Origin of the sequence: Pantoea sp. Acro-807, assembly GCF_011752675.1 — a bacterium.
In the GTDB taxonomy this organism is placed as follows: Bacteria; Pseudomonadota; Gammaproteobacteria; order Enterobacterales; family Enterobacteriaceae; genus Pantoea; species Pantoea eucrina.
Window position 1 is genome coordinate 65,472 of sequence record NZ_VWXE01000006.1, and the last position, 26,203, is coordinate 91,674.

Sequence of the window (26,203 nt, forward strand, 5' to 3'; positions counted from 1 at the left end):
GGCTGTAGCCGGTTTCGGGCGGTTAAATCTGGTTCCCGTCTGCGGGATACGTGACGCTTTCGGCCTCGCGGAGCGCGCGCTCCAGCTCCTCCGCCAGGATCCGGACTGCTTGCTCAATTTTTGCCGCTTCCGGTACGTAGTTCATGCGCATGCACTGATGCGTATGCGGCCACGCCTGCTCCAGCCCCGGGAAGAAGAAGTGGCCCGGCACCATCAGCACGCCGCGCGCTTTGAGACGCTGATAGAGCACTTCAGTGGTGATGGGCAGATCGCGAAACCAGAGCCAGAGGAAAATTGCCCCCTCCGGCTTGTGGATCAGACAGCGATCTTCCGGCAGGTAGCGACGCAGGATCGCCAGCGTTTCCGCCACTTTAGCCTGATAAAATGGCCGGATAACCTCATCAGAGAGGCGCAGCAGATCGCCGCGTACAATCATTTCGTTTGCCAGCGCCGGGCCAATGCTGCCGGGCGCCAGGCTGATAATACCGTTCATATTACCCAGCGCGCTGATGGTGCTTTCATCGGCAATAATGATGCCGCAGCGTGCGCCAGGCAGGCCGAGCTTGGAGAGGCTCATGCAGAGAATGGTGTTGGGATTCCACAGCGGGCGCGCTTCGCTGAAAATGATACCGGGGAAGGGCACGCCGTAGGCGTTGTCGATCAACAGCGGCACGCCGTGCTGCTGTGCCAGCGCATCCAGCTGCAACAGCTCATCGTCAGTGACCACATTGCCGGTCGGATTGGTCGGGCGCGAAACGCAAATCAGCCCGATATCCTCATGCAGCGGCAGATGGTCGAAATCGACATGATATTTAAACTGCCCTTCTGGCAGCAGCTCGATGGTGGGCTTCGCTGAAACAAACAGCCCCTCTTCGAGGCCGGCGTCAGCGTAACCGAGATATTCCGGCGCCAGCGGAAACAGCACGCGCTTTTTACTGCCGTCGGCGCGGTGTCCGGCAAACAGATTAAACAGATAGAAAAACGCGCTCTGGCTGCCGTTGGTCAGCGCAATATTTTGCGCCGTGACAGGCCAGCCAAACTGCTCGCGCAGCAGGGTGGCAAGCGATGCCAGCAGCTGCGCCTTGCCGCGTGGCCCGTCATAGTTGCACAGCGCCTCGCTCAGCGTGCCATCTTTATGCATCTGCAGCAGCAGCTGGTCAAAATAATCGTTCATTGCCGGGATCTGTGCCGGGTTACCGCCGCCCAGCATGATGGTGCCGGGTGTGCGCAGTCCCTCTCCCATATCTTCCATCAGACGGGAGATACCGGTGGGTTGCGTAAATTTGTCGCCGAACTGAGAAAAGGACATAGGAAGTAAAAATTTTGTGAAAGCGAATGGAGAAAACCACCATAACGCCCGCCTGCGGCGGGCGCAATGGCTAAAGCGGTCCTGTCAGCGCAGAACCTGCGGGTTAACGCAGTTTTTATCCGGTGTACCGGTCAGCGCGGCAATCAGATTTTCAACCGCATCACGGGCCATGCCGTAGCGCGTCTCGTGCGTGGCTGAACCAATATGCGGCAGCGCCACCACGTTTGGCAGGGTAAGGATCTCTGCCTCAGCGGGAACGGGTTCTACCTCAAAAACGTCCAGTCCGGCAGCCAGCAGGGTGCCCGCTTTCAGCGCTGCCGTCAGCGCCTGCTCATCCACCACCGGGCCGCGACCCGCGTTGATCAGAATTGCGCCGGGCTTCATCAGCTGCAGCTGCGCGGCACCAATCATATGGTGCGTCTGTTCGGTGAGCGGCAGACTGATGCAGACAAAATCGCTCTCTTTCAGCAGCGTCTCCAGATCGCAGGCGCGGGCCTGAAAGCGGTTCTCCGCTTCTTCATGCTGACGACGGGCGTTATAGAGAATATTCATACCAAAACCGAAATGGGCGCGCTGCGCCAGCGCCAGGCCAATACGGCCCATGCCTAAAATCCCCATGGTTTTGTGGTGAACGTCGGTGCCAAACAGATCCGGACCGATGCTCTTTTTCCAGTTGCCTTCTTTAACCCATTTATCCAGCTCGGCCACGCGGCGTGCGGTGCTCAGTACCAGCGCCATCATGGTATCCGCTACGGTCTCGGTCAGGACCGTCGGGGTGTGCATCAGCAGCACCTTGCGCTGATTCAGCGCGTCAACGTTAAAGTTGTCATAGCCGACGGAGACGGTGGAGCAGGCGCGCAGCGCCGGCATCTGCGACAGCAGTGCGTCATCGACTTTGCCGCCGGAACCGATAATACCTTCTGCCTGCGCAAACGCGTCCGCATGCTGGCGCACCGTTTCCGGTGAAACATCTTTTACTTCGGTAACGTGAAAATGCGTATCGAGCTGGCGGCGCAGATCGTCAGGCAGGCTTTTGTAGAGGATCACAGCAGGTTTCATGAATCGCTTCCTGTAGAAATAGGTGACGGGCGACAGGTGCCGCCCGGAGAAGTCATCTCTTACGCTTTCAGGCGTGCTTCGCCCCGTGAATCGGCGGCGTTTTGTTTGCGGCAGGCTTGACGATCAGCGTCAGCCAGACCGAAACCAGCAGGGCTGAACCCATGAAGATATAAGATGCGGCCGGGCTGCCGGTTGCTCCATTAAGATAGCCGACAATCCATGAACCGATAAAGGAACCCAGCGCACCCATGCTGTTAATCAGCGCCATGGCACCACCCGAAACGTTGCGCGGCAGCATTTCCGGAATGATGGCAAAGAACGGACCATAAGGGGCATACATCGCTCCGCCGGCAATCACCAGCAGCGCATAGGAGAGCCAGAAATTGCCCGGACCTACCAGATAAGAGCCAAGGAACGCCAGTGCGCCAATCAGCAGCAGCGGCCAGACAAACAGTTTCCGGTTCTGCGTTTTATCAGACGCCCACGACACCACCACCATGGCGATAGTAGCGACCAGATAAGGCACCGCTGAGAGCCAGCCCGCTTCCACCATACCCATCTGCGTGCCGTTACGCAGAATGGAAGGCAGCCACAGCACAAAGCCGTATACGCCAATACTCCAGGCAAAATACTGCATGCAAAGGATGATGACGTTGCGATTGCGAAACGCTTCGCTGTAGTTCCGCACCGCTTTGATATTTTCCTGCTCTTTCTGCAGCTGCGCCTGCAGCGCGGCTTTTTCCTCATCGCTCATCCATTTTGCCTGCGCCGGTTTATCCTGCACCAGGAACCACCAGGCGATAGCCCAGATCACCGCCGGAAAACCTTCGATGATGAACATCTCACGCCAGCCAAAGGCGTTAATCAGATAGCCGGACACCACCGACATCCACAGTACGGTGACCGGGTTGCCGAGGATCAGAAAGGTATTGGCGCGCGAACGCTCCGACTTGGTAAACCAGTTACTGATGTAGATCAGCATCGCGGGCATCACGGCCGCTTCCACCACGCCGAGGATAAAGCGGATCGCTGCCAGCATCGGAATATTGCTGACGATCCCGGTCAGCGAAGCGCAGCCGCCCCACAGGATCAGGCACCAGAAAATCAGTTTTTTTACGCTGCGGCGCTCGGCATAGATAGCACCGGGGATTTGAAAGAAGAAGTAGCCGAGAAAAAACAGCGCGCCCAGCAGCGATGACATCCCTTTGGTAATGCCGAGATCGTCATTAATGCCTGCGGCAGAGGCGAAGCTGAAGTTCGCCCGGTCCAGATACGCCAGACTGTAGGTGATAAACACGATGGGCATGATATACCACCAGCGTTTTGGCGCGATTGTCTGCGATTTCATGCGTGACTCCTCTGGTTGAGGCGGGCACATTCCGTGGATGCGCCTCAGAATAATAGTGTTGTAGGGTAAGTAGTATCGTGCCGGCGCAGTAACTCAGTAATCACCCAGCGCCGCGCGGGTGGGTAAGCCTTCACTGTCTCCCGCTACCTGAATAGCGAGCGATCCGATCTTATTGCCGCGCAGAATCGCCTGCGGCAGCGTTTTATCTTCCAGCAGGGCGCTGATCAGGCCCACGGCAAAGCCGTCGCCTGCGCCCACGGTATCCACCACGTTGTCGACCAGCACCGGGGCGACCACGCCTTTTTCTCCCTGTGCCGTTTTATACCAGGCACCGTCGCAGCCGGTTTTAATCACCACCGCTTTGACGCCCTTATCGAGGTAGAAATCAGCAATCGCTTCCGGCTGGCGATAGCCGGTCAGGATATAGCCCTCTTTTTCACCCGGCAGCACCCAGTCGGCATACTCTGCCAGCGCATTAAGCTGCTGGCGCATCTCTGCTTCGCTGCGCCACAGCACCGGACGCAGATTGGGATCGAAAGAGATACTTTTGCCCTGCGCCCGCATTGTCTGTGCCGCATAGTGCAGCAGCGCCAGCGATGAATCAGAGAGCGCAGCGGCCACGCCGCTCAGATGAAGATGGCGCGCGCTGCCAAAATAGTCCGGATTAAAATCGTCCGGCGAGAGGTGGCTTGCCGCCGATCCTTTGCGGAAATATTCCACTTCCGGATCGGAGCCGTCGTCGACGCGCGCTTTCAGCTGAAAGCCGGTACGGTAGCGGGCATCCGTGGTCACACAGCGGTGATCAACGCTCTCTTTTGCCAGCTGCTGCAGCGTGAAGCGCCCGAAGCTGTCATCCCCGACGCGGCTGACCCAGCCAACCTGCAGGCCAAGACGCGCCAGACCGATGGCAACGTTCAGTTCGGCGCCGGCAATACGCTTGATAAAGCGCTCTGCCGCCGCAAGGTCGCCGGTTTGCTGCGCGATAAACATCGCCATCGCTTCGCCAATGGTGACGACATCAAGTTGAGAAGGTTGTGTCATGGCAGGCTCCTTAGGCGGCACGCAGCAGGTCAACATAGTGGCGGGTTACCGCCAGCAGATCGCCGCCTTCCAGCGGGAACTCAATACCGCGCGGTGCATCTGCGGGCAGGGCGTGCAGCAGCGTGCGCCAGCTCTCATCCGCATCATCAAGGGCGATCGCCCGGAACGTGTCGCGATGCGCAACGGCCGCTTTAACGTGCACATAGCTGACGTAGCGGCTGAGCTGATGAGCAGCCTGCAGCGCATCCTCGCCGGTCCAGAGCCAGTTCCCCATATCGAACGTCATATCCAGCGGCAGGGCGGCGTCGCAGGCGTGGTGAAAAAAGCGCAGCATGGGCGCCAGCGTACTGTCAGCGGTCTGATCGTTCTCAATCACCAGCGTCACGGATGTTGACGCCAGAATCTCTACCAGCTGCCGGTCAGCCAGCTGAACAAAGTGGCCAATAGCGAGTTTCAGCCGCTGCGCGCCGAGCTGCTCCGCTTCATGGAAAAACTGTGCCAGCCGTGGATTGAGTGCGCCATCTGCCAGCCACAGCGATTCCGGAACGGAGTAGCTGACCTGCAGCGACTGCTCACGCGCCGTCTGGCCCAGCTCCGGCAGCTGCTGCAGCTCAATGTCGCTGAACAGCTCGCGGCGAATCTCAACGCCGTCAGCGCCGGCCGCTTTGATCAGCGGCAGCAGGCGGCTCTGCCCGCCAAGCTCGGCAATTTTATGCGCGCCGTAGGCGGCGGTCACTACAATAATTTCTGGTCTCATCACGTCTCTCCGGGCACCAAACTGCCTCCCAATCGTTGAGAAAACGTTAGATGGAACCGGTTCCAAAGGAAAGACGCAGACTGCGGATTTATGATCCTGCTCACGAAGTCAGCATCAGGTTCCGGTATCAGCGCAGCGGCTGGCTCGACCCGCGCACGATCAGCTCGCCGGAAAACACCTGATCCCGTATCGGTGCATCGCTGCCGTCAATACGGGTGATCACCTGCTCCAGCGCCGCATAGCCAATCTGCCAGGTGGGCTGACGCAGCGTGGTAATGCCGACGCCGGCCAGCGCCGCCCATTCCAGTTCATCAAACCCCAGCAGGCCGATATCTTTACCCCAGACCAGCTCCAGGCGCTGGAGCGCCCGTGCCACCTGCAGCGTCAGGGCACCGTTGGCAGCTACCACGGCAACGCGTCTGCCGGCATGCCGCTGATAAAAGTCCAGCAGCGCCCGATCCAGAGGTTCTGGCTGGTGCAGCGGCACTTCCGCATTCTCCGCGATGGCGTCCGGCGCGGCACCTGCGGTGGCAAAAAAGGCGCGCAGGCGTTCGCGGCGGGTATTGACGCTGCCCAGCGGCTCGCTGAGAAACAGCAGGGCGTTATAGCCATTATCCAGCAGATGACGCGTGGCGTTGCAGGCTGCTTCCTGGTTATTCAGCCCGACAACATCGCAGGCGAACTCAGGAATTTTACGGTCGATCAATACCATTGGCAGCATTGACTGCTGCAGCCGGTTGAGTACCACTTCATGCATACCGACCGCGTTAACCACGATGCCCTCAACCTGATAGCTGCTCAGCAGCTGCAGATAGTGCTGCTCCAGATCGACCTCATTGTTGGTGTTACACATCAGCAGCGTAAATCCGCGGGCGCGGCAGGCTGCTTCAATGCCGCTCAGCACATCCACGGAATAGGGATTGGTGATATCTGCAATGATCAGGCCAATTAATCGCGTACGGCCACGCTTCAGGCCGCGGGCCATCTGGCTGGGACGATAATTCAGCGCGTCAATCGCCTGCTCAATACGGGTTTTCAGATCGGGCGAAAGGAGATGTTCTTCCCCGTTCAGATAGCGGGAAACACTGGTTTTACCGGTATTTGCCGTGCGGGCAACATCGCTGATTGTGGCGCGTGGCGGCCTGGTTTTCATTGCATATTCCTGAAAAGTTAAATCAGGCGAAGACTATCACAGCACGCGCGGCGCGCCATCATCAGGCGTCAGCGGCCAGGCGCAAAACCGGCTGCCAGAGTGTCTGCAGCTCGGTGACCGGCCTGTCTGCCAGCAGCTGCAGCACCATCTCCGCCACACATTCGCCGATGCGCTGCTGAGAGATCTGCAGGATCACATTAACCGGATGGTCGATAATCGAGTCATGGGGCAGACCGTCATAGACGTAGAGCGCGATCGCACGCGCACCGGAGAGCCGCTGCTGCTGCTGGAGCGCAATGGCTGCACCCTCGCCGAGCGTGCTGCAGTCGGTAATAATGGCCTGCGGCGGCGCAGGGTGACGCAGCCAGGCGAGCGTCTGCTGCAGTCCGGCACGGCGGGTAGGCGGCAGTGCCGCAACAAATTCTGCAGGCTGTGCGGCATCCCGCAGCGTATCGAGAAAGCCGCGGCGGCGATCGAGGATATAGGTGCCCGGCTCATCGGTACCGAGCCAGGCAAGCCGCGTCAACCCCTGCTGCAGGGCGTGCCGCGCCGCCAGCTGCGCCCCCGCGTAGTTATCGTAGTCAAACCAGGCGTAGGGCTGCGGCAGCTTGCTGCGGCCGAGGGTAAGGAAGCGAAAGCCTTTCTGCTGCAGGCGCTCCAGGCGGGCGTCGTGAGGAGTGGTATGGGTAACGATCAGCGCATCGAGTGCGCCGCTGCGCAGCATGCGCAATAAATTGCGCTGCTGATCGCGCGGTTTATCCGGCAGCAGCAGCAGGTCGATATCCTGACGCGCCAGGCACCGATCCAGCGTCAGCAGCATTTCACTGTAGTAGCTGTCGTTAAGCGAGGCGGTACTGACGGGTAATACCAGCCCGACGGCGTTTGCCCGGCCGGTTTTCAGACGGCGTGCCGCAATATTTGGCCGATAACCGCGACGGCGTGCTTCATCCTGAATGCGTTGCCGGGTTGATTCCGCCACGTCGTCGTAGCCGTTCAGCGCGCGACTGACGGTGGTAACAGAGAGGCCAAGGGCGGCAGCGATCGCTTTGAGTGACATGGGCGTATCCGACCGGTTGAGTTTTTGTCACGCTGGTATAAGCCAGTGTAGTCTTCAGAGAGCGGGGGCAGTATATACTGTTTTCTGGAATGGTTTCCAGTTACTTCCGGAAAGGATCAGAAAACCGGCCTGCGGGTGCAGGCCGGCAGGCTGTTTAGTTCAGCGGACTGAGGGTGATCTCAACGCGACGGTTCTGCGCTTTGCCCTCTTCAGTGCTGTTGCTGGCAACGGGGTTATCCGGTCCCATGCCCTGCGTGCGCAGGCGATTCTGCGCTACGCCCTGAAGCACCAGTGCGCTGGCCACGCTTTCGGCACGCTGCTGCGACAGACGCATATTCAGCGCGCGTGAACCGGTGCTGTCGGTATAGCCGACAACGTTAACGGCGGTTTTTGGATACTCTTTCAGCACCATAGCCACGCCGCTCAGGGTGTTGGCGCCGGCCGTTTTCAGCGTTGCGCTGCTGGAGTCAAAGGTGACATTGTTTGGCATATTCAGAACAATGTTGTCGCCCTGACGGGTTACGCTGACGCCCGTACCGCGCATTTTGTCGCGCAGTTTCGCTTCCTGAACATCCATGTAATACCCCACGCCGCCGCCCAGCGCCGCACCGGATGCCGCGCCAATCAGCGCGCCCTTTTTACGATCTTTTTTAGAGGAGGAGAGCACGCCTACTCCGGCACCGACCACGGCACCCAGACCCGCACCAATTCCGGACTTACCCGCCTGCGATTCGCCGGTATAAGGATTGGTAGTACAACCCGACAGCGCAAGGCTGCCGCTTACAAACAAGGCCAGCGTCAGAGCACGCTTTTTCATCATCAGTCCCTCAATATACTTATGGGTAACACTCCCGGAAGGCCACTATTATGCCGTTCAAAGATGGGGAAATTCGTGAGGCCGAATCTGAAAATGTAAATTTTTGCGTTAAAGATTATCGGGATGGCGGAAACAGGTGGTTTGATGATCGTTAATCAGCCCGCAGGCCTGCATAAATGCGTGGCATATTGTCGGGCCGATAAATTTGAAGCCGCGCTGCTTCAGGGCCTTAGAGAGCGCCATAGCCGGTTCAGAAGTGACCGGTGCCTGCCGGTAATCGGCATAATGGTGCAAAACGGGACGATCGTTCACAAATGACCAGATAAAGCGGGAAAAATCGTCGCCTGCTGCTTCCAGCGCCAGCAGGGCGCGTGCGTTCTGCACAATCGCTTCCAGCTTGCCGCGATGGCGGATCACTCCGCTCTCCTGCATCAGACGGCTGATATCCGCTTCGTCCATTCGCGCGACGGTGGCCGGATCGAAATCATGAAACGCCCGGCGGTAATTTTCGCGCTTTTTCAGCACGGTGATCCAGGAGAGACCCGCCTGCTGCCCTTCAAGGCAGAGCATCTCAAACAGGGCGCGCCTTTCTCTTTGCGCAACCCCCCATTCACGGTCGTGATAACGCACGTAAAGAGGATCTGCGGTTACCCAGCCACATCGCTGCATGCTCTGCTCCCTGTTTCTGCTACGAACGTTCAGCGGCAAGGCTGAAAACCGGCACCAAATGAGAAGCGCGATAAGTCGGGTGAAATATACTAAGCACGCTAATTATTTTATCATTTGGTTACATTATAATGCGTGAACATATTACTCTTATTAGCCGCGAGATGGCGGCCTTTCTCATCAGTGGATTGCTTCTGGTTTTCTGTATGGCGATGGTATATATCGACGTCGCCTGGATGCACAACGCATTACACGAAACGTCGTTTACTGAAATCACGCAGGCCGTGATGCTGACTCTGCTTGCTGCGCTGTTCTTCCGCGCCGCGTCGCAGCGACCTGAGCAGCGCAGCGCGCTGATTCTGGTGGGTGGATTCTACAGTTGCATGCTGATACGCGAACTCGATTATCTGTTTGATCTTATCCGGCACGGTGCCTGGCTCTGGTTTGCGCTCGCGACCACCGCCGCGTCACTGGCGCTGGCGCTGCGTACCCCGGCGCAGATCCTGCCTGGTCTCGCTGCGCTGCTGCAGCACCGCAGCTGGCAGATGATGGCCGCAGGCTTACTGGCCATACTGGTGTTTTCCCGGCTATTCGGTATGCATCAGCTCTGGCAGCAGCTGATGATGGAGGGGTATAACCGGGTCGTGAAGAATATGGCCGAAGAGGGCTGCGAACTCTTTGGTTACACTCTCTGCCTTATCGCATCGCTGCGTTATCTGTGGCAGACACATACGGCGCAGGCGTCTCTGCCCCGCGATAGCGTCTCGCCTGTGCTGAGCCGCACTGCACGCTGATTCCTGCCTTTTATGACGATCCCCGGTGCTAAAACAGGTACACTGTCTCTCTGGCGCCGGGTTATCTGGCGCCCCGAAATGCTCAACGTCAGGTCTCTTCATGTCCGTAAAAATCTTATCTTCAACGCTGGCCGGGCTGGACAGCTTCTGCCGCGATCCGCTTGCCGCACTGCACCAGGCCGATAACGGTACGCTGGCCGTGCTGCAGGATAACGTGCCCGCTTTTTATGCGCTGACGCCGCAGCGCCTGGCAGCGCTGCTGGCGCTGGAGGCGGCAGCCCGGCAGCCCAGCGATGTCGCGCTGGATGACACTCTGTTTCAGCCGGATAGCGCCGCGCTGGCTATCCCGGCGGGTAAGTTTGCCATGTATCAGGGCTGGCAGCCCGACAGCGACTTTCAGCGTCAGGCCGCCATATGGGGCGTGGCGCTCAGCGAGCCGGTGACGCCCGCTGAGCTGGCTACCTTTGTAGCTTACTGGCAGGCAGAAGGGCGGCCGTTTCATCATGTGCAGTGGCAGCAGAAGCTGGCGCGCAGCGTGCAGATGCATCGTGCCGGCAATGGGGGCCAGCCAAAGCGCGATATTACGCGTATCGACAATACTGATTACGATATTCCCGATGGTTTCCGAGGTGAGTAATGAAAACGCCAACCGATCTTTTCAATCGCCTGAAAAAAATCATGCCGAAAGAGGTGCAGCCAAAATTCAAAAATGGCGCTGAGCTGCTGGCGTGGAATCAGGAGCAGGGCCGTCTGCGCTCAGAAGCGATAGTGCGTGAGAACCGCGCCATGAAGATGCAGCGCATCATGGGCCGCTCCGGTATTCGCGAACTGCATATGAACTGCTCTTTTGACAACTATCGCGTAGAGAATGACGGGCAGCGCAAAGCGCTGGCGCTGGCGCGCGAGTACGCGGCCGGATTTGAGAACAGTATTGCCAGCTTTGTGTTTACCGGCCGTCCCGGCACCGGAAAGAATCATCTGGCGGCGGCGATCGGGAATGATCTGATCATTCGCGGCAGGAGCGTCCTGATTGTGACGGTGGCCGATTTGATGTCCAGCATGAAGGGTACGTTCAGCGGCGGCAGCGATATCACGGAAGAGCGGCTGCTGCAGGATCTTACGCAGGTTGATCTGCTGGTGATCGATGAGATCGGCATGCAGAGTGAATCGCGCTACGAAAAAGTGATTATTAATCAGATTGTCGATCGGCGCTCCTCTTCAAAACGCCCTACCGGCATGCTCTCTAATCTTGACCCGGCAGGAATGAACAGCCTGCTGGGCGAGCGCGTAATGGACCGGATGCGGCTGGGAAACAGCCTGTGGGTACGCTTCGACTGGGAGAGCTACCGCAGCCGCGTGCGCGGTGATGAATATTGATAGCTGAAACGGGTAAACTGCGCGGCCGCCTGCGCGCCCGGGTGATGCCGGGCTGCTAAACTGAACCGTATCTCATCCTCAGGTGAAGGCGCCATGAAAGCAGCCGGTAAAGGACCAGCGGTACTTCGACTGAATAATCTGAAGCGGGTCATGGCGCAGCTGCGCTCCGCCCGCATCACCTCCCGTCAGGACATCGCCCGGGCGCTGGATCTGAGCAAAAACACGGTTTCACTGATTATCGACGACCTGCTGGCGCAGGGGCTGGTGCGCGAGCTGGGGCCGGTCAGCGTGACGGCGGCAGGACGGCCCAAAATTGAGATCGCCCTGCGGCCGGAAAAACTGAAAAGCGCTGGCATCATGGTAGCGCGACAGACGATCCACTGGCAGGTACGCGACTACTTCTCACAGGTTATTGCGGAACAGACGTGGCGCACCGAAACGGCCGCCCCGGAGCGGCTGCTGCAGGAGCTGGCTGAAGTGTGTCAGACATTATGCGCCGCGCATCCGGAGCTGACAGGGATTGCGATTGGTCTGCCGGGCATTATCGATTCACAGCGCGGCTTTGTGCACTTCTCTGCGCCGCTTGGCTGGGAGAACGTGGCGGTGCTGGCACCGCTGCAACGCTGCGTCAGCCTGCCGCTGCTGGTGCTCAACAACGTCAAGGCAGCCGCGCTGCTCTCTGTACAGCAGCTGCAGCTCAGTAAGGCGCAGAGCCATTTTTATCTGCGTATTGCGGAGGGCGTGGGCGGCGCGCTGATCGATCGCGGCGCGCTGTTTACCGGCAGCAGCTGGACCGCCGGTGAAATCGGCCATCTGCGGATGCAGCGCGAGGGGCAGCTTTGCAGCTGCGGCCGCCGGGGGTGCCTGGAGACGCTGATCGGTCAGCCCGCCATTCAGCAGCAGCTGAGCAAACGCAAGCCGGGCCTGCGCTGGCAGCAGGGTGAGAGTGAACCTTCACTGTTTAATCCGCTGATGAGCGAAGCGGGCGAGCATCTTGGTTTTGCGCTGAGTCAGGTCATGCAGCTGGTTAACCCGGCCTGTATCATTATTGACGCGCCGTGGAACAGCTCAGCTGTTTTCAGGGAGGCGGTACAGCAGACGATGCAGGCCAGTACGCTGGCGTTCACCCACGCGCATACGACGCTCCATTTTCTGGCGCAGCGCCTTGAGCCGGCCCAGGGTCTGGCTCTGGCGGTTATTGCGCAGTATGAGCAGGCAGATTATTAACGCCGTGCACCCTTCTTTTTACCTCATCGCAGGTCAGGCCACCCGCAGGTGGCCTGCTGGCTGATTCAGTCGCGGGCAGCAGCCGGTGGTACGATGGAAGGCGGTGTATGATGCGCCCGTTTCAGGAAGCGGCTCTCCAGCAGGGTCCATGAGGTCCACGCCAGCGCCAGAGTGATGACGATAGTCAGCAGCAGGCCAGCAAAGGCGTTGGCGCTGAACACGCCGAAGTGCTGCAGTACCTGAATAATCGGCCAGTGATAAAGGTACATGCCATAAGAAAGATCGCCAAACTGGCTGATTTTTATCTCACGACACAGGCTGGTACAGCAGAAAATCACCACTGAAGAGAACGCGACCGGCTCAATAAGAAACGCATACTCGCTGCGTTTGCACAGCAGCCATGCCGCCATCGACACCAGCGTAATCAGCTTCAGCCGATCAAAAGCGGGCTTGTGTATCGCCAGCAGGCTGCCAAAGAAAAAGTACGAGGAGAGGGCGACAAACTGCTTCGCCAGCGTATCGGCTTTGGGGCCGCTATAGACAGAGGTGAAATAGAAGAACCAGGCGCAGGAGATGATGAAAATGGCGCCCCAGACTTTCAGCGGATTACGCTTCATCAGCGGAACGATAAACGGTAACAGCACATAGAGCGTCAGTTCCGCTTTGATCGTCCAGAGTGAGCCATCCATCGGCTGGTTTGGATTATCGGTAAACACACCCGGCAGTGAAGCCTGAATAAAATTCAGAAAGGTAAAGTTTGCCACCAGATACTTAATAGTTTCACGATGTTTCAGAAAATCCATTAGCGGCAATGTCGTCAGACACAGGCCAATGGTAAAACACATCAAAATCACAAATATATAAGCGGGCAGGATGCGCTGGGCGCGCTTAATAAAATAAGAGTTCAGCGAGCGGCTTCTTAAGTAACTTTTTGCAATAAGAAATCCGCTTATTGCAAAAAATCCTTTCACAGCAAAATCGCTATTCAGATAATGTGCAAGGAAACGAATATCGGCATTTCTGGTGACTTCAGCTGAGTGTACCAGCAAAACGATAAAGGCGAGCGAAAGCCTGACAATATCAAAATTATTTTTTTCGTTCATATCAGCATTCTTTTTAATGGGATAACAACGCGCTGTAATAATAATTAAAGCGCCTGTATCGGATGGTGTTCTGATTAAAAGCGTTAAACTCTGCCGCGGCAGATGTAAACTATTAGAGTTTTAAACGATAGAAAAATCAAGCGATGTATAAGCGCGGCGTAATATTCAGAATTTCCCTGGTATGGTGGAAAAAAGAGGTTATAAATAAAAAACGCTAACCAGTTGGTTAGCGTTTTTAACGATTAACGGAACAGCTGGAAGCTGCGCGACACCTCGTAGCCGACGATCGATTGCTTACTGGCCATGGTGTTATAGTAGAGATAGTAGAGCACCATCAGCACGGTTATTGCTACGGCGATGACTTTTCTCAGCTTTTTGGTTTCCCAGATACAGAGTGAAATCAGCACTGGTTCAACCTGCAGCAGGTAGTTTGCCAGGCGGCCGCCAGAGGCGTAGTCCTGCAGCGCCATACGCAGGCCACTGCCGATGGCAAACGTAATCGCCAGAATATAGTAAGTGTTAAATTTTGCCGGGTCGGCGTTTCTGATTTTATCACTCAGCAGCATGTAGCTGAAGATAAAGACAAAGCCAATGTTCTTCAGGTTAGAGAGCGTAAGAATACCCTGCTCCTGGCGCGACTCTGCATCGGCATAGCCCATGGCCCTGTCGCCCAGTGAACCCAGATGGCTGGAGAGCGCGGAGATCAGTGCCGAGCTTCCCATAAAGGCCAGCGGCAGGCTGATAACGACAATCGCAATCGGCACATATTTGTTTTTGCGGATAATCATCGCCATCGGAATAAGCAGCGCGACAACGGCCGTTGCGTGGCAGAAAAACGACAGCAGAAATGTGGTCACCATACCCGATTTACTGCGACGCGACATATGCCAGACAAAGCCGAGCAGAAACGCCGAGCAGAGACCAAAGCGGATCTGGTTCATATCTTTGTTGATAAACAGGTGCGCCGAGTAGACGGCCAGCGCGACCAGCGGCAGCGGCGTCAGCTTGCGGAAGTAGTGCGCGTTAACGCATACCGCGATGAAGGCGATAACAAAGATAAAGATGTCAGCATTGGCCGTAAAAATGCGCGTTGCACCGGCAATCGCATAAATAGCAGGCTCATAGCGAAACTCGACCACGGCGCGCCAGAAGCCCTCGATAATAATTTTATCGAGAAACTGTGCATAGAAGTCGCGATACTGGAAGTCATCAAGGCCGGTTCCCAGGCCACGGATGCCGCCAAAAGTAAAAAGTACTACAACAGCAATAAAATAAAGCCACGTCCTGATATGTGCTGTGTTTTCATTTTTACTTAACATGATTTCGACAATTGCGACAAAAGTCATGCTAAGACTTATGATCCAGTAAATTCCCATGGTCACAGATTCTTATAGTTTAAAATGCACTTATAACATAGGGCTATGTTTTGGTAAACATGAGAAAAGTCTAATTTTTCCTGGCCCGGTATTTTATCAGATTACTGCCGGGATTATTATTCATCCGCTTTCTGCTATTTTCAAATTCTGCTGCTGATATTTTTCCTTTTCAGAGAGTTGCCGATCCACAGAGGTAAAGAAAAGGCCGAGGCTAAAGTGCGTTTGTAACTGTTTTTATTAATAATATGGAGCCAGAAGAATGATCCTTTTTCGCCTGATAAGCGCGTTTTTACTGTTTTATCTTCCGCTGGCCTTTGCCTCTAAGGAAATTCCTATCTGGCCGGGCGAAAACATAACACAGAATAAATTTATTAATTTCAGTAAAAATCCTGCTGATAATAATCGTGCCGTTACGCAGGTTAATTCGCCGGAAATGATTTATGTAGCGCCTGCGGGAAAAAATAATCACACAGCCGTGCTTATCATTCCGGGTGGGGGATTTTCTTATATTATGAAAGATCTTGAGGGGCTTAATATCGCCACGCTGTTAAGTCGTCAGGGTTATACGTCCTTCGTTCTTCTTTATCGTATGCCGCATGACGGCACCACACAGAATCGCCAGGCGGCCTTTGCGGATGCGCAGCGGGCACTTCGGCTTATCCGGGCTAATGCCCCGCAATACCATATTGCTGCCGATCGTATTGGCGTGATGGGTTTTTCTGCAGGGGCTTATCTGGCCGCGAATCTCAGTAACGATCCGGAGGCTGATAACTATCCGGCACAGGATGCGCAGGACAGCGTCTCAGCCCGTCCCGACTTCACTGCCCTTATCTATCCGGTACTGTCGCTTAAGGATGGCGTAACACATCCGGGCACGCGCGCCGCCATGTACGGCAAAAACATCAGCCCGCAGACCCTTCTGCAGCAGTCGCAGGAAGCGCGCGTCAGCGATCGTACGCCGCCGACGTTTCTCGTTCACGCGCTGAATGACGGTACGGCTTCAGCGCAGAATACGCTGCTGATGTTTGCCGCGCTGCGCGAGCATAAAGTGAAAACAGAAATGCACCTGTTCCAGCAGGGCGGGCACGGTTTCGGGACCGGACAAAAACTAAAGCTGCCGGTAAGAAACTGGCTGACGCTGTTTCATGACTGGCAGAGCACGCTGACTGACCGGTAAAAGCCAGAATGCGCGATGAACTCTGGCGAGCCGGTCAGCGCTTTCAGCTGACCAGCTGTCGCGTATCGATGCGCTTCAGCACCTTTGCCAGCAGCAGGCTGCCCAGCAGCGTGACGCCAAACACCCACGGCAAATCGAGCCAGGGGCGTGACATATCGTCATAGTGGTGAGTACGCAGATAGTGAATAAACAGCGCGTGAAAACCATATACCGGCAGCGAATAGCGAGAAATGGTCGCCAGCAGCGGCAGCGGCCGCTGGTTCAGGCTGTTTTTAAACAGAACCAGCAGGCTGATGGCCGCGATAAAGACCAGCGGCCCGCAGTAGAGATACCAGGTGTCGTTGAAGGCGCCGTTGATTTGCAGCAGCTGCTTTGTACCGAGTGCAATACCCAGCACGCAGGCGATAAAAACGCCTCCCGCCAGCCAGCCGATCCGGCGGCCGCCCGTCTCCATACAGCCGATAGCGCGTCCGAGCAGGGCGTACAACAGGTAGTAGATGCTGTCGCCACTGACATAGAGATTGACCGGCAGCCAGCGAAAGGATCCCACTGACTGGCTGACCGTATTCGGGTTTGCCACCACCGCCAGCACCACCACCAGCAGCACCACATAGCGTTTTTGTACCGTTTTGACCTGTATCAGCGGCGAAAGCAGGTAGATACCGATAATCGCAAAGAAGAACCACAGATGATAAAACACCGGCTTCTGCAGCAGCTTCATGATGGATCGACCTTCGCTGATCGGTGTCAGCCAGGTGATATACGCCAGCGCGACCGCGCTGTAGAACAGCAGGCAAAGCACAATGCGTATCAGATGTCGCGCCTGCGCGCTGCGCTCGCCAAAAAACAGGTAGCCTGAGATCATAAAGAACAGCGGCACGCAGACGCGGGAGGCGGCGTTCATCAGGTTGGCCACATCCCAGGTTATGCCGGTGACCGCCATCGGTCCGGTGATATACCAGGTCGTGGTATGGATCACGATCACCATCAGGCAGGCGACCGCACGTAAGTTGTCGATCCAGCTAATTTTTTGCGGCATGTGATCCTCGCGTACAGATGGTGCGAGGAAGGGTAGCCGCTGTGCCGCCACTCAACAACATCTGCCGCCGTAATTCAGAGCCCTCTGTGCGGCAAAAGCGCGCGCGACCCGCACAGCCTCAGGATTTCCGGCTGCACATTGCCCGGTCAAAGGGTATACTGTCGAACTCTTTTTAATTCACCCGTATCCCGTGCGAATTCAACATGCAAAAGTTTGATACCAAGACCTTTCAGGGCCTGATCCTGACCTTGCAGGATTACTGGGCGCGCCAGGGCTGCACCATTGTCCAGCCGCTGGACATGGAAGTGGGCGCCGGCACCTCACACCCGATGACCTGCCTGCGCGCTATTGGCCCGGAGCCGATGGCCAGCGCCTACGTGCAGCCTTCACGTCGTCCGACCGACGGACGCTATGGTGAAAACCCCAATCGTCTGCAGCACTACTATCAGTTCCAGGTGGTGATCAAGCCTAACCCGGACAATCTTCAGGAGCTCTACCTCGGCTCGCTGAAAGAGCTGGGTATCGATCCCACTATCCACGATATTCGTTTCGTAGAAGATAACTGGGAAAACCCGACGCTGGGCGCCTGGGGCCTCGGCTGGGAAGTGTGGCTCAACGGTATGGAAGTGACGCAGTTCACCTACTTCCAGCAGGTTGGCGGCCTTGAGTGCAAGCCGGTCACGGGTGAGATCACCTATGGCCTGGAGCGTCTGGCGATGTATATCCAGGGCGTGGACAGCGTCTACGATCTGACCTGGAGCGACGGTGCATTTGGCAAAACCACCTACGGCGATGTGTTTCATCAGAACGAAGTAGAACAGTCGACCTATAACTTCGAATATGCCGACGTCGGTTTCCTGTTCAGCTGTTTTGAGCAGTATGAGAAAGAGGCGCAGCAGCTGCTGGCGCTGGAGAAGCCGCTGCCGCTGCCAGCCTATGAACGCATTCTGAAAGCGGCCCACAGCTTTAACCTGCTCGACGCGCGCAAGGCGATCTCCGTTACCGAACGCCAGCGCTATATTCTGCGTATTCGCACCCTGACGAAAGCCGTGGCGGAAGCCTACTATGCGTCACGCGAGGCGCTGGGTTTCCCGATGTGCAACCGTAATAAGTAAGAGGCAGCCATGACCGATAAAACTTTCCTGGTGGAAATTGGCACCGAAGAGTTGCCTCCGAAAGCCCTGCGCAGCCTGGCGGAAGCTTTTGCTGCACACTTTACTGCCGAGCTGGACAGCGCTGGCCTGACGCACGGCGAAGTCAGCTGGTTTGCTGCTCCGCGCCGTCTGGCGCTGAAAGTCGCAGCGCTGGCGGCGGCGCAGCCCGATCGCGAGATAGAGAAGCGCGGCCCCGCCGTCGCGGCTGCGTTTGACGCAGCGGGTAATCCGACGAAAGCAGCAGAAGGCTGGGCGCGCGGCAACGGCATCACGGTCGATCAGGCTGAGCGCCTGAGCACCGATAAAGGCGAATGGCTGGTGCATCGCGCCGCGGTGAAGGGCGAGCAGGCCAGCGCGCTGCTGCCGGCAATGGTCACTACCGCACTGAGCAAGCTGCCGATTCCAAAACTGATGCGCTGGGGCGCCAGCGATGTCCAGTTCGTGCGCCCGGTGCATACCGTGACGCTGCTGCTGGGAGAGGAGCTGATCCCGGCCACTATCCTGGGCGTACAGTCAGCGCGCACCATTCGCGGTCACCGCTTTATGGGCGAGCCGGAGTTTACGCTGGAGCACGCCGATCACTATCCGCAGCAGCTGCTGGCGCGCGGTAAGGTAATGGCTGATTACGCTGAGCGTAAAGCAAAAATCAAGGCGGATGCGGAAGCGGCTGCACAGCAGCTGGGCGGCGTCGCCGATCTCAGCGACAGCCTGCTGGAAGAGGTTGCTTCGCTGGTGGAGTGGCCGGTGGTGCTGACCGCAACGTTTGAAGAGAAGTTCCTGGCAGTACCGGCGGAAGCGCTGGTCTATACCATGAAAGGCGATCAGAAATATTTCCCGGTCTACAGCCCGGAAGGAAAACTGCTGCCGAACTTCATCTTCGTTACCAACATCGAGTCAGGCGATCCGCAGCAGATCGTGGCCGGTAATGAAAAAGTTGTGCGTCCCCGTCTGGCGGATGCGGAGTTCTTCTTTAACAGCGATCGTAAAAAGCGTCTGGAAGATAATCTGCCGCGTCTGGAGACGGTGCTGTTCCAGAAAGAGCTGGGCACGCTGCGTGATAAGACCGACCGCATTCAGGCGCTGGCAGGCTGGATCGCCGCGCAGATTGGTGCAGATGTCAATCACGCGACCCGCGCCGGCCTGCTCTCCAAGTGCGACCTGATGACCAACATGGTGTTTGAATTTACCGACACCCAGGGCGTCATGGGTATGCACTACGCCCGTCATGACGGGGAAGCGGAAGATGTGGCGGTAGCGCTCAATGAGCAGTATCAGCCGCGCTTTGCTGGCGATGCGCTGCCTTCTAACCCGGTGGCCTGTGCCGTCGCGATTGCAGATAAAATGGATACGCTGGCGGGCATTTTTGGTATCGGTCAGCATCCGAAAGGCGACAAAGATCCCTTTGCACTGCGCCGCGCCGCGCTGGGCGTACTGCGTATTATCGTCGAGAAGAATCTGCCGCTCGATCTGCAGAGTCTGACCGAAGAGGCCGTGCGCCTCTACGGCAGCAAGCTGAGCAACGCGAAAGTGGTTGATGAGGTGATCGACTTCATGCTGGGTCGCTTCCGTACCTGGTATCAGGAAGAGGGTCACAGCGTTGATACCATTCAGGCGGTACTGGCGCGTCGTCCTACCCGTCCGGCAGATTTCGATGCGCGCATGAAAGCGGTATCGCATTTCCGCACGCTGGAGGCAGCCTCAGCGCTGGCAGCGGCCAACAAGCGCGTGTCGAACATTCTGGCAAAAGCCAGCGATCCGCTGAACGACAGCGTGCAGGCATCGCTGCTGAAAGAGAACGCGGAGATCCAGCTGGCGACTTTCGTCACCGCGCTGAGCGACAAGCTGCAGCCCTGGTTTACTGAAGGCCGCTATCAGGATGCGCTGGTGGAGCTGGCACAGCTGCGTGAAGCGGTAGATAACTTCTTCGACAACGTTATGGTTAACGCAGAAGATGATGCCGTGCGCGTGAATCGTCTGACGCTGCTGGCACAGCTGCGTCAGCTGTTCCTGCAGGTGGCAGATATTTCCCTGCTGCAGTAAACGGCAGCAGGATGCGGTAGCGAAAGGGACGAGCAATCGTCCCTTTTTTATTGCCGTCTAACCTGCCGGCGGCACGGTACGCGCGAAGCTCTCGCGCTGAAACAGGGTTTCCGCCAGTTTGACCAGCGCCGGGCGGTTTACACACCAGTTCGGCAGCACGCGACGGAAATTCAGATAGCCAATCATGCAGCCGGTCGCAATATCCGCCAGATTCAGTGTGCCGGTGTTGATCAACTCCGCTTTCGCCGCGGCCGCCTCCAGCGCATCCAGACCGCGCTGGATTTTTTCGCGGTTGCGCAGCAGCACCTCTTCAGACTGCTGCGCGCCAGGCCGCATCTGTTCCCGCACAATGGTCACCGCCGCGTCGTTAATACCATCAGCCAGCTTTGCCAGCTGGCGTACCTGCAGCGCGCGCAGCGCATCATCAGGCAGCAGGGCGGGTGCTTCATCACGCAGCTCAATAACCTGAGCAATGACAGAAGAGTCGTACCAGGTTAATCCGCGCTCGTCGATCAGAGCCGGTACTTTTCCCAGCGGATTATAGTGGGGCACCTGGCTATCTTCCGCCCAGGGTGTATGGTTTATAAACTCAAACACGATGCCCTTTTCCAGCAGAATAACTGAAATTTTGCGCACGAACGGGCTGGTATAACTGCCTATCAGTTTCATCAAAGCCTCCGTATAAAACGCGGTACGTAGCGGTAACGCCCGGGCCAGCTATTCGCCGGGAAACATAAATGGATTCAGGCTACTGCGGGCAAACCCTTCCTGCTCCATGCGCGCATCCAGCACCAGCGACGCCAGGTCGTCGGCAACAGGCTCTACCGCCGGATCCCGCTCCTGGCAGAGCAGTTTCATATAGGTGCCGCAGTCGCCGCAGCTCTCTGCATGAACGGCTGCCTGGTGATTATCGAGCGACCAGAGGTGCAGATCGCGCGTCTGCTCACAGTTGCAGCATCGGTCACTGGCGACGTGCCACTCACTTTCGCACAGGTTGCAGTGCAGATAGCGTAATCCCTCCTGCGCCACATCCATATGCACCAGGCCGGTAACCGGAACGCTGCCGCAGACCGGGCAGAACTGCCGGTGATCGCCCTGTTCCGTCCGCACCTTGCCGGGTATCATAGCGGCCATCTGCGCCCAGTACAGCGACAGCGCAGCCCAGACAAAAGGCGACTTATCGCTGCTGACCCGGCTAAATTCCCCGGCCAGCAGCGCGCTGGCAAGCGTCTCCAGCTCGCTGGCGGACGATTTTTCCAGGTTCTCCAGCACCGCCAGCGCCTGGCCACTCATCTCCGGTTTGAGTTCTGCAATCAGTGAATGCAGCAGCTGCTGCCAGTGACGATCGCGCGGATAGTGGCGAATATCAAGCGGCGGCTCATTGCGCTGCGCGCTTTCTGCAAGGCGCGGACGCAGATCGAGCCGCAGCGGATGGTCATACAGCACAATCTCCTGCGCCTGAGCGATCACTGCAGCAAAGCGCAGATAGTCACCCAGCGGATTTTTTGCCGCCAGATGGCGCAGGCGTGCAGCGCGACGGCTATAGAGATTTTTCAGCCGGGGAAACAGCAGCGGCGGGATCTGTTCCGCGGTCTGCGGTTCGCGTGTTTCCGGCTGATTCTGCGGAATAATGCGAATACTCATCAGGGAACACCTCTATTTTCTGGCGATAACGCTGCCAACAATGAAAGCAGCACGACTACGCTGATGATAGCAGCCTGACGCTCAGGCGGCTGGCTGACGGACGATTAACTGCCGGTGACGGCAGCCGGAGGGAGGGACGATTCTGTGACCGCCGCGGGCCGCGCAGCCAGAGTGCCAGCACATAAGTTGAAGAAAAATTTTTGGCCGACGTTCATGCTCAGCATCTGAACCGGCAGCCGGTATAGCGTCCAGGCCGTGAGGCCCGCCGCTTTTGATGAGTGCAATAAGAGACAGATAACGTGACAGCAAAACAGCAGGCAGGTGAGCAACCTGTGAAAACGATCGCTGGCGTAAGCCAGGCTGAAGTGTGGCAGCGCCGGACACCGGAAACGGCCGAAACTGACTGGCTGGCACAGGAGGTGCCGGTAGCGCTGGTCTATAACGGCATCTCGCATGTGGTCATGATGGCGACGCCTGACAACCTTGAGGCGTTTGCGCTGGGTTTCTCGCTTTCAGAAGGGATTATTGAACAACCGGCTGAGATCTATGGCATCGATGTGGTGCCGGGCTGCAACGGCATTGAAGTACAGATTGAGCTCGCCAGCCGCCGGTTTATGGCGTTAAAAGCGCAGCGCCGGGCGATGGCGGGGCGAACCGGCTGCGGCGTCTGCGGCGTTGAGCAGCTGGATCAGATTGGTAAGCCGCTGCAGCCGCTGCCTTTTACCCAGACGTTTGACCTGGCTCAGCTGGACAGCGGGCTGGCGCGGCTGCGTGACTATCAGCCGGTGGGCAATCTTACCGGCTGTACGCACGCGGCGGCATGGCTCTCACCCGAGGGATTGCTGCCGGGCGGCTGTGAAGATGTCGGGCGGCACGTTGCGCTGGATAAGCTGCTGGGGCTGCGCAGTCAGCAGGGATGGCAGCAGGGCGCAGTACTGGTTTCCAGCCGCGCCAGCTATGAGATGGTGCAGAAGTCCGCCATGTGCGGCGTGGAGATCCTGTTTGCGGTCTCGGCCGCCACCCAGCTGGCGGTAGAGGTTGCGCAGCGCAGTAATCTGACGCTGGTAGGCTTCAGTAAGCCAGGGCGGGCAACGATCTATACCCACCCGCAGCGGCTGCGCTAGCCGGTTCAGGCCGCTGAACCGCAAATCCTTATCATTTCTACGGCATTGATAACCCTTTTATGGATCATGATTTTAACTATAATGATCCCACTGCTTACGCGGCACACTGGTAAGGTGATGCTGCAAAACATTAAATGGAGAGGAAGAACATGAGTTATTCACTGCCATCCCTGCCGTACGCCTACGACGCACTGGAACCGCACTTCGACAAGCAGACGATGGAAATCCATCACACCAAACACCACCAGACCTACGTAAACAACGCTAACGCAGCGCTGGAAGGTACCGAATTCGCCGATCTGCCGGTTGATGAGCTGATTACCAAACTGGATCAGCTGCCAGCAGACAAAAAAGGCCCGCTGCGTAACAACGCTGGCGGCCACGCTAACCATAGTCTGTTCTGGAAAGGCCTGAAAACCGGCACCACGCTGCAGGGCGACCTGAAAGCGGCGATCGAAAAAGATTTCGGTAGCGTTGAGAAATTCCAGGAAGAGTTTGAAAAAGCAGCAGCTACCCGTTTTGGCTCTGGCTGGGCGTGGCTGGTGAAAAAAGGCGACAAACTGGCTGTGGTTTCAACCGCTAACCAGGATAACCCGCTGATGGGTGACGCGATCGCCGGTGCGTCTGGCTTCCCAATCATTGGTCTGGATGTGTGGGAGCACGCTTACTATCTGAAGTATCAGAACAAGCGCCCTGACTACATCAAAGCGTTCTGGAACGTAGTGAACTGGGACGAAGCAGCAGCGCGTTTTGCTTCAGCAAAATAATCAGCGCTTATTTCTGCGTAAAAAACCGGTGCGATGTCGCCGGTTTTTTTTATCTGCGTCACGGCAATCTAAACCCCGGCTAAACAGCAAACCGTTTAGTGCCGGCGGGGTGGGGTCATTAACGAATCGTTGAAGCGGCTGTGCTTAACATTGCAGCAGGTTTTTTCGAGACGTTAAGCTCCTTATGACAACAATTACCCACACTGAATCGGGCGATCTCTCTTCTTCAGCGCTGTTTTTTCCGCTGATCAGCGGCAAACTTCGACCTGATAATCTCTGGCACAGCGGCCGCTTTCGTACCAAGTTTGCGTTGCGAACGGCGCTCTATCCGTTTACCACGCTGACCTATCTACAGCAGCTGGCGCAGCTGCCCTTTTTGCCACAGCTGATGGCCAGCCAGGGTCTGCTGCCCGCTAAACCGCATCGTCCCTATCTCTGTTCGCGGTTTAGCGTGGCGCAGCGCGCACGCGCTATCGTGCAGCACTACCAGCATGTTGCACAGCTTGATAATCCCGCCCTGCGTCAGCTAATGCTGAATCCGGCCGGGACGCCTGTTGCACAGCTCAGCGGCAAAAATGAAGAGCAGTTTACGATTGCCTGCAGCTCCGGCTATTACGATCGCGAAGGTGAGCTGACGCTGACGTTGCACTATCAAAGTATGCTGCTGGCCTCCCTCTCATTCTCGCTGATTGGCGGGCCGCAGCGGTGTACGCTGTTTATTGGCGGACTGCAGGGGCCGCGCAAGCATATTCCGTCGGAGGCGATCCGCGAAGCGACTAAAGCGGCGCACGGTCTGTTTCCCAAGCGCGTGCTGATGGAAGCGCTGTTTCTGCTGGCGGAGGCGTGTGGAGCAGAAGCGATAGCCGCCGTCGGGGACACCACGCATGTGTTTCGCAGCCTGCGCTATCGACACAGTAAAGGGGATAAGTTTTTTGCCAGCTACAGTGAGTTCTGGCTGTCGCTGGGCGGCGAGGAGCGGGCCGACGGCTGCTTTACGCTGCCGCTGCAGATGGAGCGCAAAGCGCTGGAGGAGATAGCCAGTAAAAAGCGCGCCGAATATCGCCGGCGCTACACGCTGCTCGACAGCCTGAAAGAGCAGGTTCAGCAGGCCGCCGGCTGCGCTCACCGCGCAGACCGTGCAGCCTGAACAGCCTCAGAACGGCTGTTTTGCGTAGCCGGTCATGACTTTCAGACCCATTTCTCGTCCCAGCGCGGTCATCGGATGCACCACAACCAGGCCGCGCACGCTTTTCTTCAGCGCACCCATGTTGGCCTGCTCTTTTTTCGTGATTTCACGGCTGAATGGCAGCTGCTGCAGCTGCTGCGCCTCTTTGCTCAGCTTTTCATCACGTACGCCGCGCAGACGTTCAATCTCCTGCACCAGCGTCTCTTTCTCTTTCAGCAGCGCGCCCAGCTTTTCAGCGTCACCCGCTTCCAGCAGCTGGGGCTCTTTGCGGTTCAGTGCGTCCAGCTGATCGCTGAGGCGTTTGATCTCGGCTTTGACTTGTTCTTTCATTGGAAAAACTCATTAAGGAAAACAGGGAAAGGATACATTAATTTAGGCCGGGCGGGCAGTATGACTGTTCGATGTACCGCTGCCTGAGGTCAGACAGCGGGCTTTTTGAATGCCTGCTTGTGCGAAATTCGGGAAATCAGTTCGGTCAAAGAGAGCACCATGGTGGATCGCACCATCTGCAGATAACGCTGCTGCTGCATAATGCGCAGCGCCTCATCATCGCGGGTGAAGTCGGGCTGCGGCGGCCAGGCGACCACACAGTGCAGTTCACTGAACGGCCCCAGCACCTCGTCATCGGTAAAGCGATAGTCGCTGGCGTCGTGGTTCAGCTCTTCGCGCAGCGTCAGCAGCAGTTCGCAATCCTCATACTCCTGCCGCGTAATCACGCCCAGTCCGTAAACAAGCTTAAGACGTACCGACAGCTCGCCCAGCGGCCCGTCTCCCAGCAGCAGTGGTTCGACGGCGTACCTTACCGCATAATCATCTTTGCGAAAAACCTGCAGCACCAGCAGATTAACCGCTTCTGCCAGCAGTTCAACCGCAGCAATCAGAAAGCTTCTCACCGAACGACCGGCGTTCAGGCGCTCAAGCACCTGGTTTTCAAAAGCCTGCTTCTCTTCCATCATTGCCTGCATCGTTCAGCTACCGTCTGCGGGCG

26 protein-coding genes are annotated in these 26,203 nt (G+C 57.2%); 10 read left to right on the forward strand and 16 right to left on the reverse strand.

What is annotated here, in order from left to right:
- Positions 1-22 precede the first annotated feature (22 nt).
- From F3J39_RS14390 to F3J39_RS14430, 9 genes are all read right to left on the reverse strand, one after another.
- A complete protein-coding gene (locus F3J39_RS14390) occupies positions 23-1,309 on the reverse strand; it encodes a valine--pyruvate transaminase (protein WP_166714343.1) in 1,287 nt (428 codons plus the stop codon).
- Between the two features lie 84 nt (positions 1,310-1,393).
- Entirely contained in the window at positions 1,394-2,368 is a 975-nt protein-coding gene (gene ghrB, locus F3J39_RS14395) for a glyoxylate/hydroxypyruvate reductase GhrB (protein WP_039381539.1), read from the reverse strand.
- Positions 2,369-2,435: 67 nt separating this feature from the next.
- Positions 2,436-3,716, reverse strand: a complete 1,281-nt coding sequence (locus tag F3J39_RS14400; RefSeq protein WP_071668245.1) for an MFS transporter — start codon at positions 3,714-3,716, stop codon at positions 2,436-2,438.
- 93 nt (positions 3,717-3,809) lie between these two features.
- Positions 3,810-4,757, reverse strand: coding sequence for a sugar kinase (locus tag F3J39_RS14405; protein WP_071668244.1), 948 nt, complete (start codon positions 4,755-4,757; stop codon positions 3,810-3,812).
- 10 nt (positions 4,758-4,767) lie between these two features.
- Positions 4,768-5,514 (reverse strand): xylose isomerase, encoded by a 747-nt coding sequence (locus F3J39_RS14410; protein ID WP_039381548.1) that lies wholly within the window; start codon positions 5,512-5,514, stop codon positions 4,768-4,770.
- 127 nt (positions 5,515-5,641) lie between these two features.
- Entirely contained in the window at positions 5,642-6,667 is a 1,026-nt protein-coding gene (locus F3J39_RS14415; RefSeq protein ID WP_039381552.1) for a LacI family DNA-binding transcriptional regulator, read from the reverse strand.
- Positions 6,668-6,728: 61 nt separating this feature from the next.
- Entirely contained in the window at positions 6,729-7,724 is a 996-nt protein-coding gene (locus tag F3J39_RS14420) for a LacI family DNA-binding transcriptional regulator (protein WP_104085879.1), read from the reverse strand.
- 154 nt (positions 7,725-7,878) lie between these two features.
- Positions 7,879-8,541: an OmpA family lipoprotein gene (locus F3J39_RS14425; RefSeq protein WP_039381558.1), complete on the reverse strand. Its 663-nt coding sequence runs from the start codon at positions 8,539-8,541 to the stop codon at positions 7,879-7,881.
- Positions 8,542-8,649: 108 nt separating this feature from the next.
- On the reverse strand, positions 8,650-9,210 hold the full coding sequence (locus F3J39_RS14430; protein WP_108570079.1) for a DNA-3-methyladenine glycosylase I: 561 nt from the start codon (positions 9,208-9,210) through the stop codon (positions 8,650-8,652).
- 128 nt (positions 9,211-9,338) lie between these two features.
- Between F3J39_RS14430 and F3J39_RS14435 the strand changes: the two genes are divergently transcribed.
- The 4 genes from F3J39_RS14435 to F3J39_RS14450 all read left to right on the forward strand — a co-directional run bounded on the left by F3J39_RS14435 (position 9,339) and on the right by F3J39_RS14450 (position 12,605).
- Positions 9,339-10,001 carry a hypothetical protein gene (locus tag F3J39_RS14435; protein WP_071668240.1) on the forward strand — a complete coding sequence of 221 codons (663 nt, stop codon included), beginning with the start codon at positions 9,339-9,341 and terminating at the stop codon, positions 9,999-10,001.
- A gap of 100 nt (positions 10,002-10,101) precedes the next feature.
- A complete protein-coding gene (dnaT, locus tag F3J39_RS14440; RefSeq protein ID WP_039381566.1) occupies positions 10,102-10,638 on the forward strand; it encodes a primosomal protein DnaT in 537 nt (178 codons plus the stop codon).
- Positions 10,638-11,378, forward strand: coding sequence for a DNA replication protein DnaC (gene dnaC / locus F3J39_RS14445; protein WP_071668239.1), 741 nt, complete (start codon positions 10,638-10,640; stop codon positions 11,376-11,378). The genes dnaT and dnaC overlap by 1 nt, the downstream gene beginning before the upstream one ends.
- 93 nt (positions 11,379-11,471) lie before the next feature.
- Entirely contained in the window at positions 11,472-12,605 is a 1,134-nt protein-coding gene (locus tag F3J39_RS14450; protein ID WP_071668238.1) for an ROK family protein, read from the forward strand.
- Positions 12,606-12,670: 65 nt separating this feature from the next.
- Here the strand turns inward: F3J39_RS14450 and F3J39_RS14455 are convergent, their stop codons facing one another.
- Entirely contained in the window at positions 12,671-13,708 is a 1,038-nt protein-coding gene (locus F3J39_RS14455) for an acyltransferase (RefSeq protein ID WP_039381595.1), read from the reverse strand.
- A gap of 242 nt (positions 13,709-13,950) precedes the next feature.
- The gene (locus tag F3J39_RS14460; protein ID WP_224144796.1) at positions 13,951-15,054 is read right to left on the reverse strand and encodes an EpsG family protein; all 1,104 of its coding nucleotides are present in this window, start codon (positions 15,052-15,054) and stop codon (positions 13,951-13,953) included.
- A gap of 463 nt (positions 15,055-15,517) precedes the next feature.
- Between F3J39_RS14460 and F3J39_RS14465 the strand changes: the two genes are divergently transcribed.
- Positions 15,518-16,261: an alpha/beta hydrolase gene (locus F3J39_RS14465; RefSeq protein ID WP_338045677.1), complete on the forward strand. Its 744-nt coding sequence runs from the start codon at positions 15,518-15,520 to the stop codon at positions 16,259-16,261.
- Positions 16,262-16,304: 43 nt separating this feature from the next.
- On the opposite strand, the gene F3J39_RS14470 is transcribed toward F3J39_RS14465, so the two are convergent.
- Positions 16,305-17,300, reverse strand: coding sequence for an acyltransferase (locus tag F3J39_RS14470; protein ID WP_104085873.1), 996 nt, complete (start codon positions 17,298-17,300; stop codon positions 16,305-16,307).
- A 203-nt stretch (positions 17,301-17,503) separates the two neighbouring features.
- On the opposite strand from F3J39_RS14470, the gene glyQ reads away from it, so the two are divergent.
- Positions 17,504-18,415: a glycine--tRNA ligase subunit alpha gene (gene glyQ, locus F3J39_RS14475; protein WP_039381606.1), complete on the forward strand. Its 912-nt coding sequence runs from the start codon at positions 17,504-17,506 to the stop codon at positions 18,413-18,415.
- A gap of 9 nt (positions 18,416-18,424) precedes the next feature.
- A complete protein-coding gene (gene glyS, locus F3J39_RS14480) occupies positions 18,425-20,494 on the forward strand; it encodes a glycine--tRNA ligase subunit beta (protein ID WP_039381608.1) in 2,070 nt (689 codons plus the stop codon).
- 57 nt (positions 20,495-20,551) lie between these two features.
- On the opposite strand, the gene F3J39_RS14485 is transcribed toward glyS, so the two are convergent.
- Both F3J39_RS14485 and fdhE read right to left on the reverse strand, forming a co-directional pair.
- On the reverse strand, positions 20,552-21,163 hold the full coding sequence (locus F3J39_RS14485) for a glutathione S-transferase (protein WP_071668235.1): 612 nt from the start codon (positions 21,161-21,163) through the stop codon (positions 20,552-20,554).
- A 48-nt stretch (positions 21,164-21,211) separates the two neighbouring features.
- Positions 21,212-22,138: a formate dehydrogenase accessory protein FdhE gene (gene fdhE, locus F3J39_RS14490; RefSeq protein WP_094111895.1), complete on the reverse strand. Its 927-nt coding sequence runs from the start codon at positions 22,136-22,138 to the stop codon at positions 21,212-21,214.
- Positions 22,139-22,437: 299 nt separating this feature from the next.
- Here fdhE and fdhD point away from each other — a divergent pair, with 299 nt between their 5' ends.
- The 3 genes from fdhD to F3J39_RS14505 all read left to right on the forward strand — a co-directional run bounded on the left by fdhD (position 22,438) and on the right by F3J39_RS14505 (position 25,176).
- Positions 22,438-23,262, forward strand: a complete 825-nt coding sequence (gene fdhD, locus F3J39_RS14495) for a formate dehydrogenase accessory sulfurtransferase FdhD (protein WP_150017836.1) — start codon at positions 22,438-22,440, stop codon at positions 23,260-23,262.
- Between the two features lie 149 nt (positions 23,263-23,411).
- Positions 23,412-24,029, forward strand: a complete 618-nt coding sequence (sodA, locus tag F3J39_RS14500) for a superoxide dismutase [Mn] (RefSeq protein ID WP_039381619.1) — start codon at positions 23,412-23,414, stop codon at positions 24,027-24,029.
- Between the two features lie 184 nt (positions 24,030-24,213).
- Complete coding sequence (locus F3J39_RS14505; RefSeq protein ID WP_094111897.1) at positions 24,214-25,176, forward strand: VirK/YbjX family protein; 963 nt, start codon at positions 24,214-24,216, stop codon at positions 25,174-25,176.
- Between the two features lie 6 nt (positions 25,177-25,182).
- On the opposite strand, the gene F3J39_RS14510 is transcribed toward F3J39_RS14505, so the two are convergent.
- Complete coding sequence (locus F3J39_RS14510) at positions 25,183-25,545, reverse strand: YibL family ribosome-associated protein (protein WP_065647847.1); 363 nt, start codon at positions 25,543-25,545, stop codon at positions 25,183-25,185.
- 89 nt (positions 25,546-25,634) lie between these two features.
- The gene (gene mtlR / locus F3J39_RS14515; RefSeq protein WP_175540444.1) at positions 25,635-26,180 is read right to left on the reverse strand and encodes a mannitol operon repressor MtlR; all 546 of its coding nucleotides are present in this window, start codon (positions 26,178-26,180) and stop codon (positions 25,635-25,637) included.
- Between the last annotated feature and the right edge of the window lie 23 nt (positions 26,181-26,203).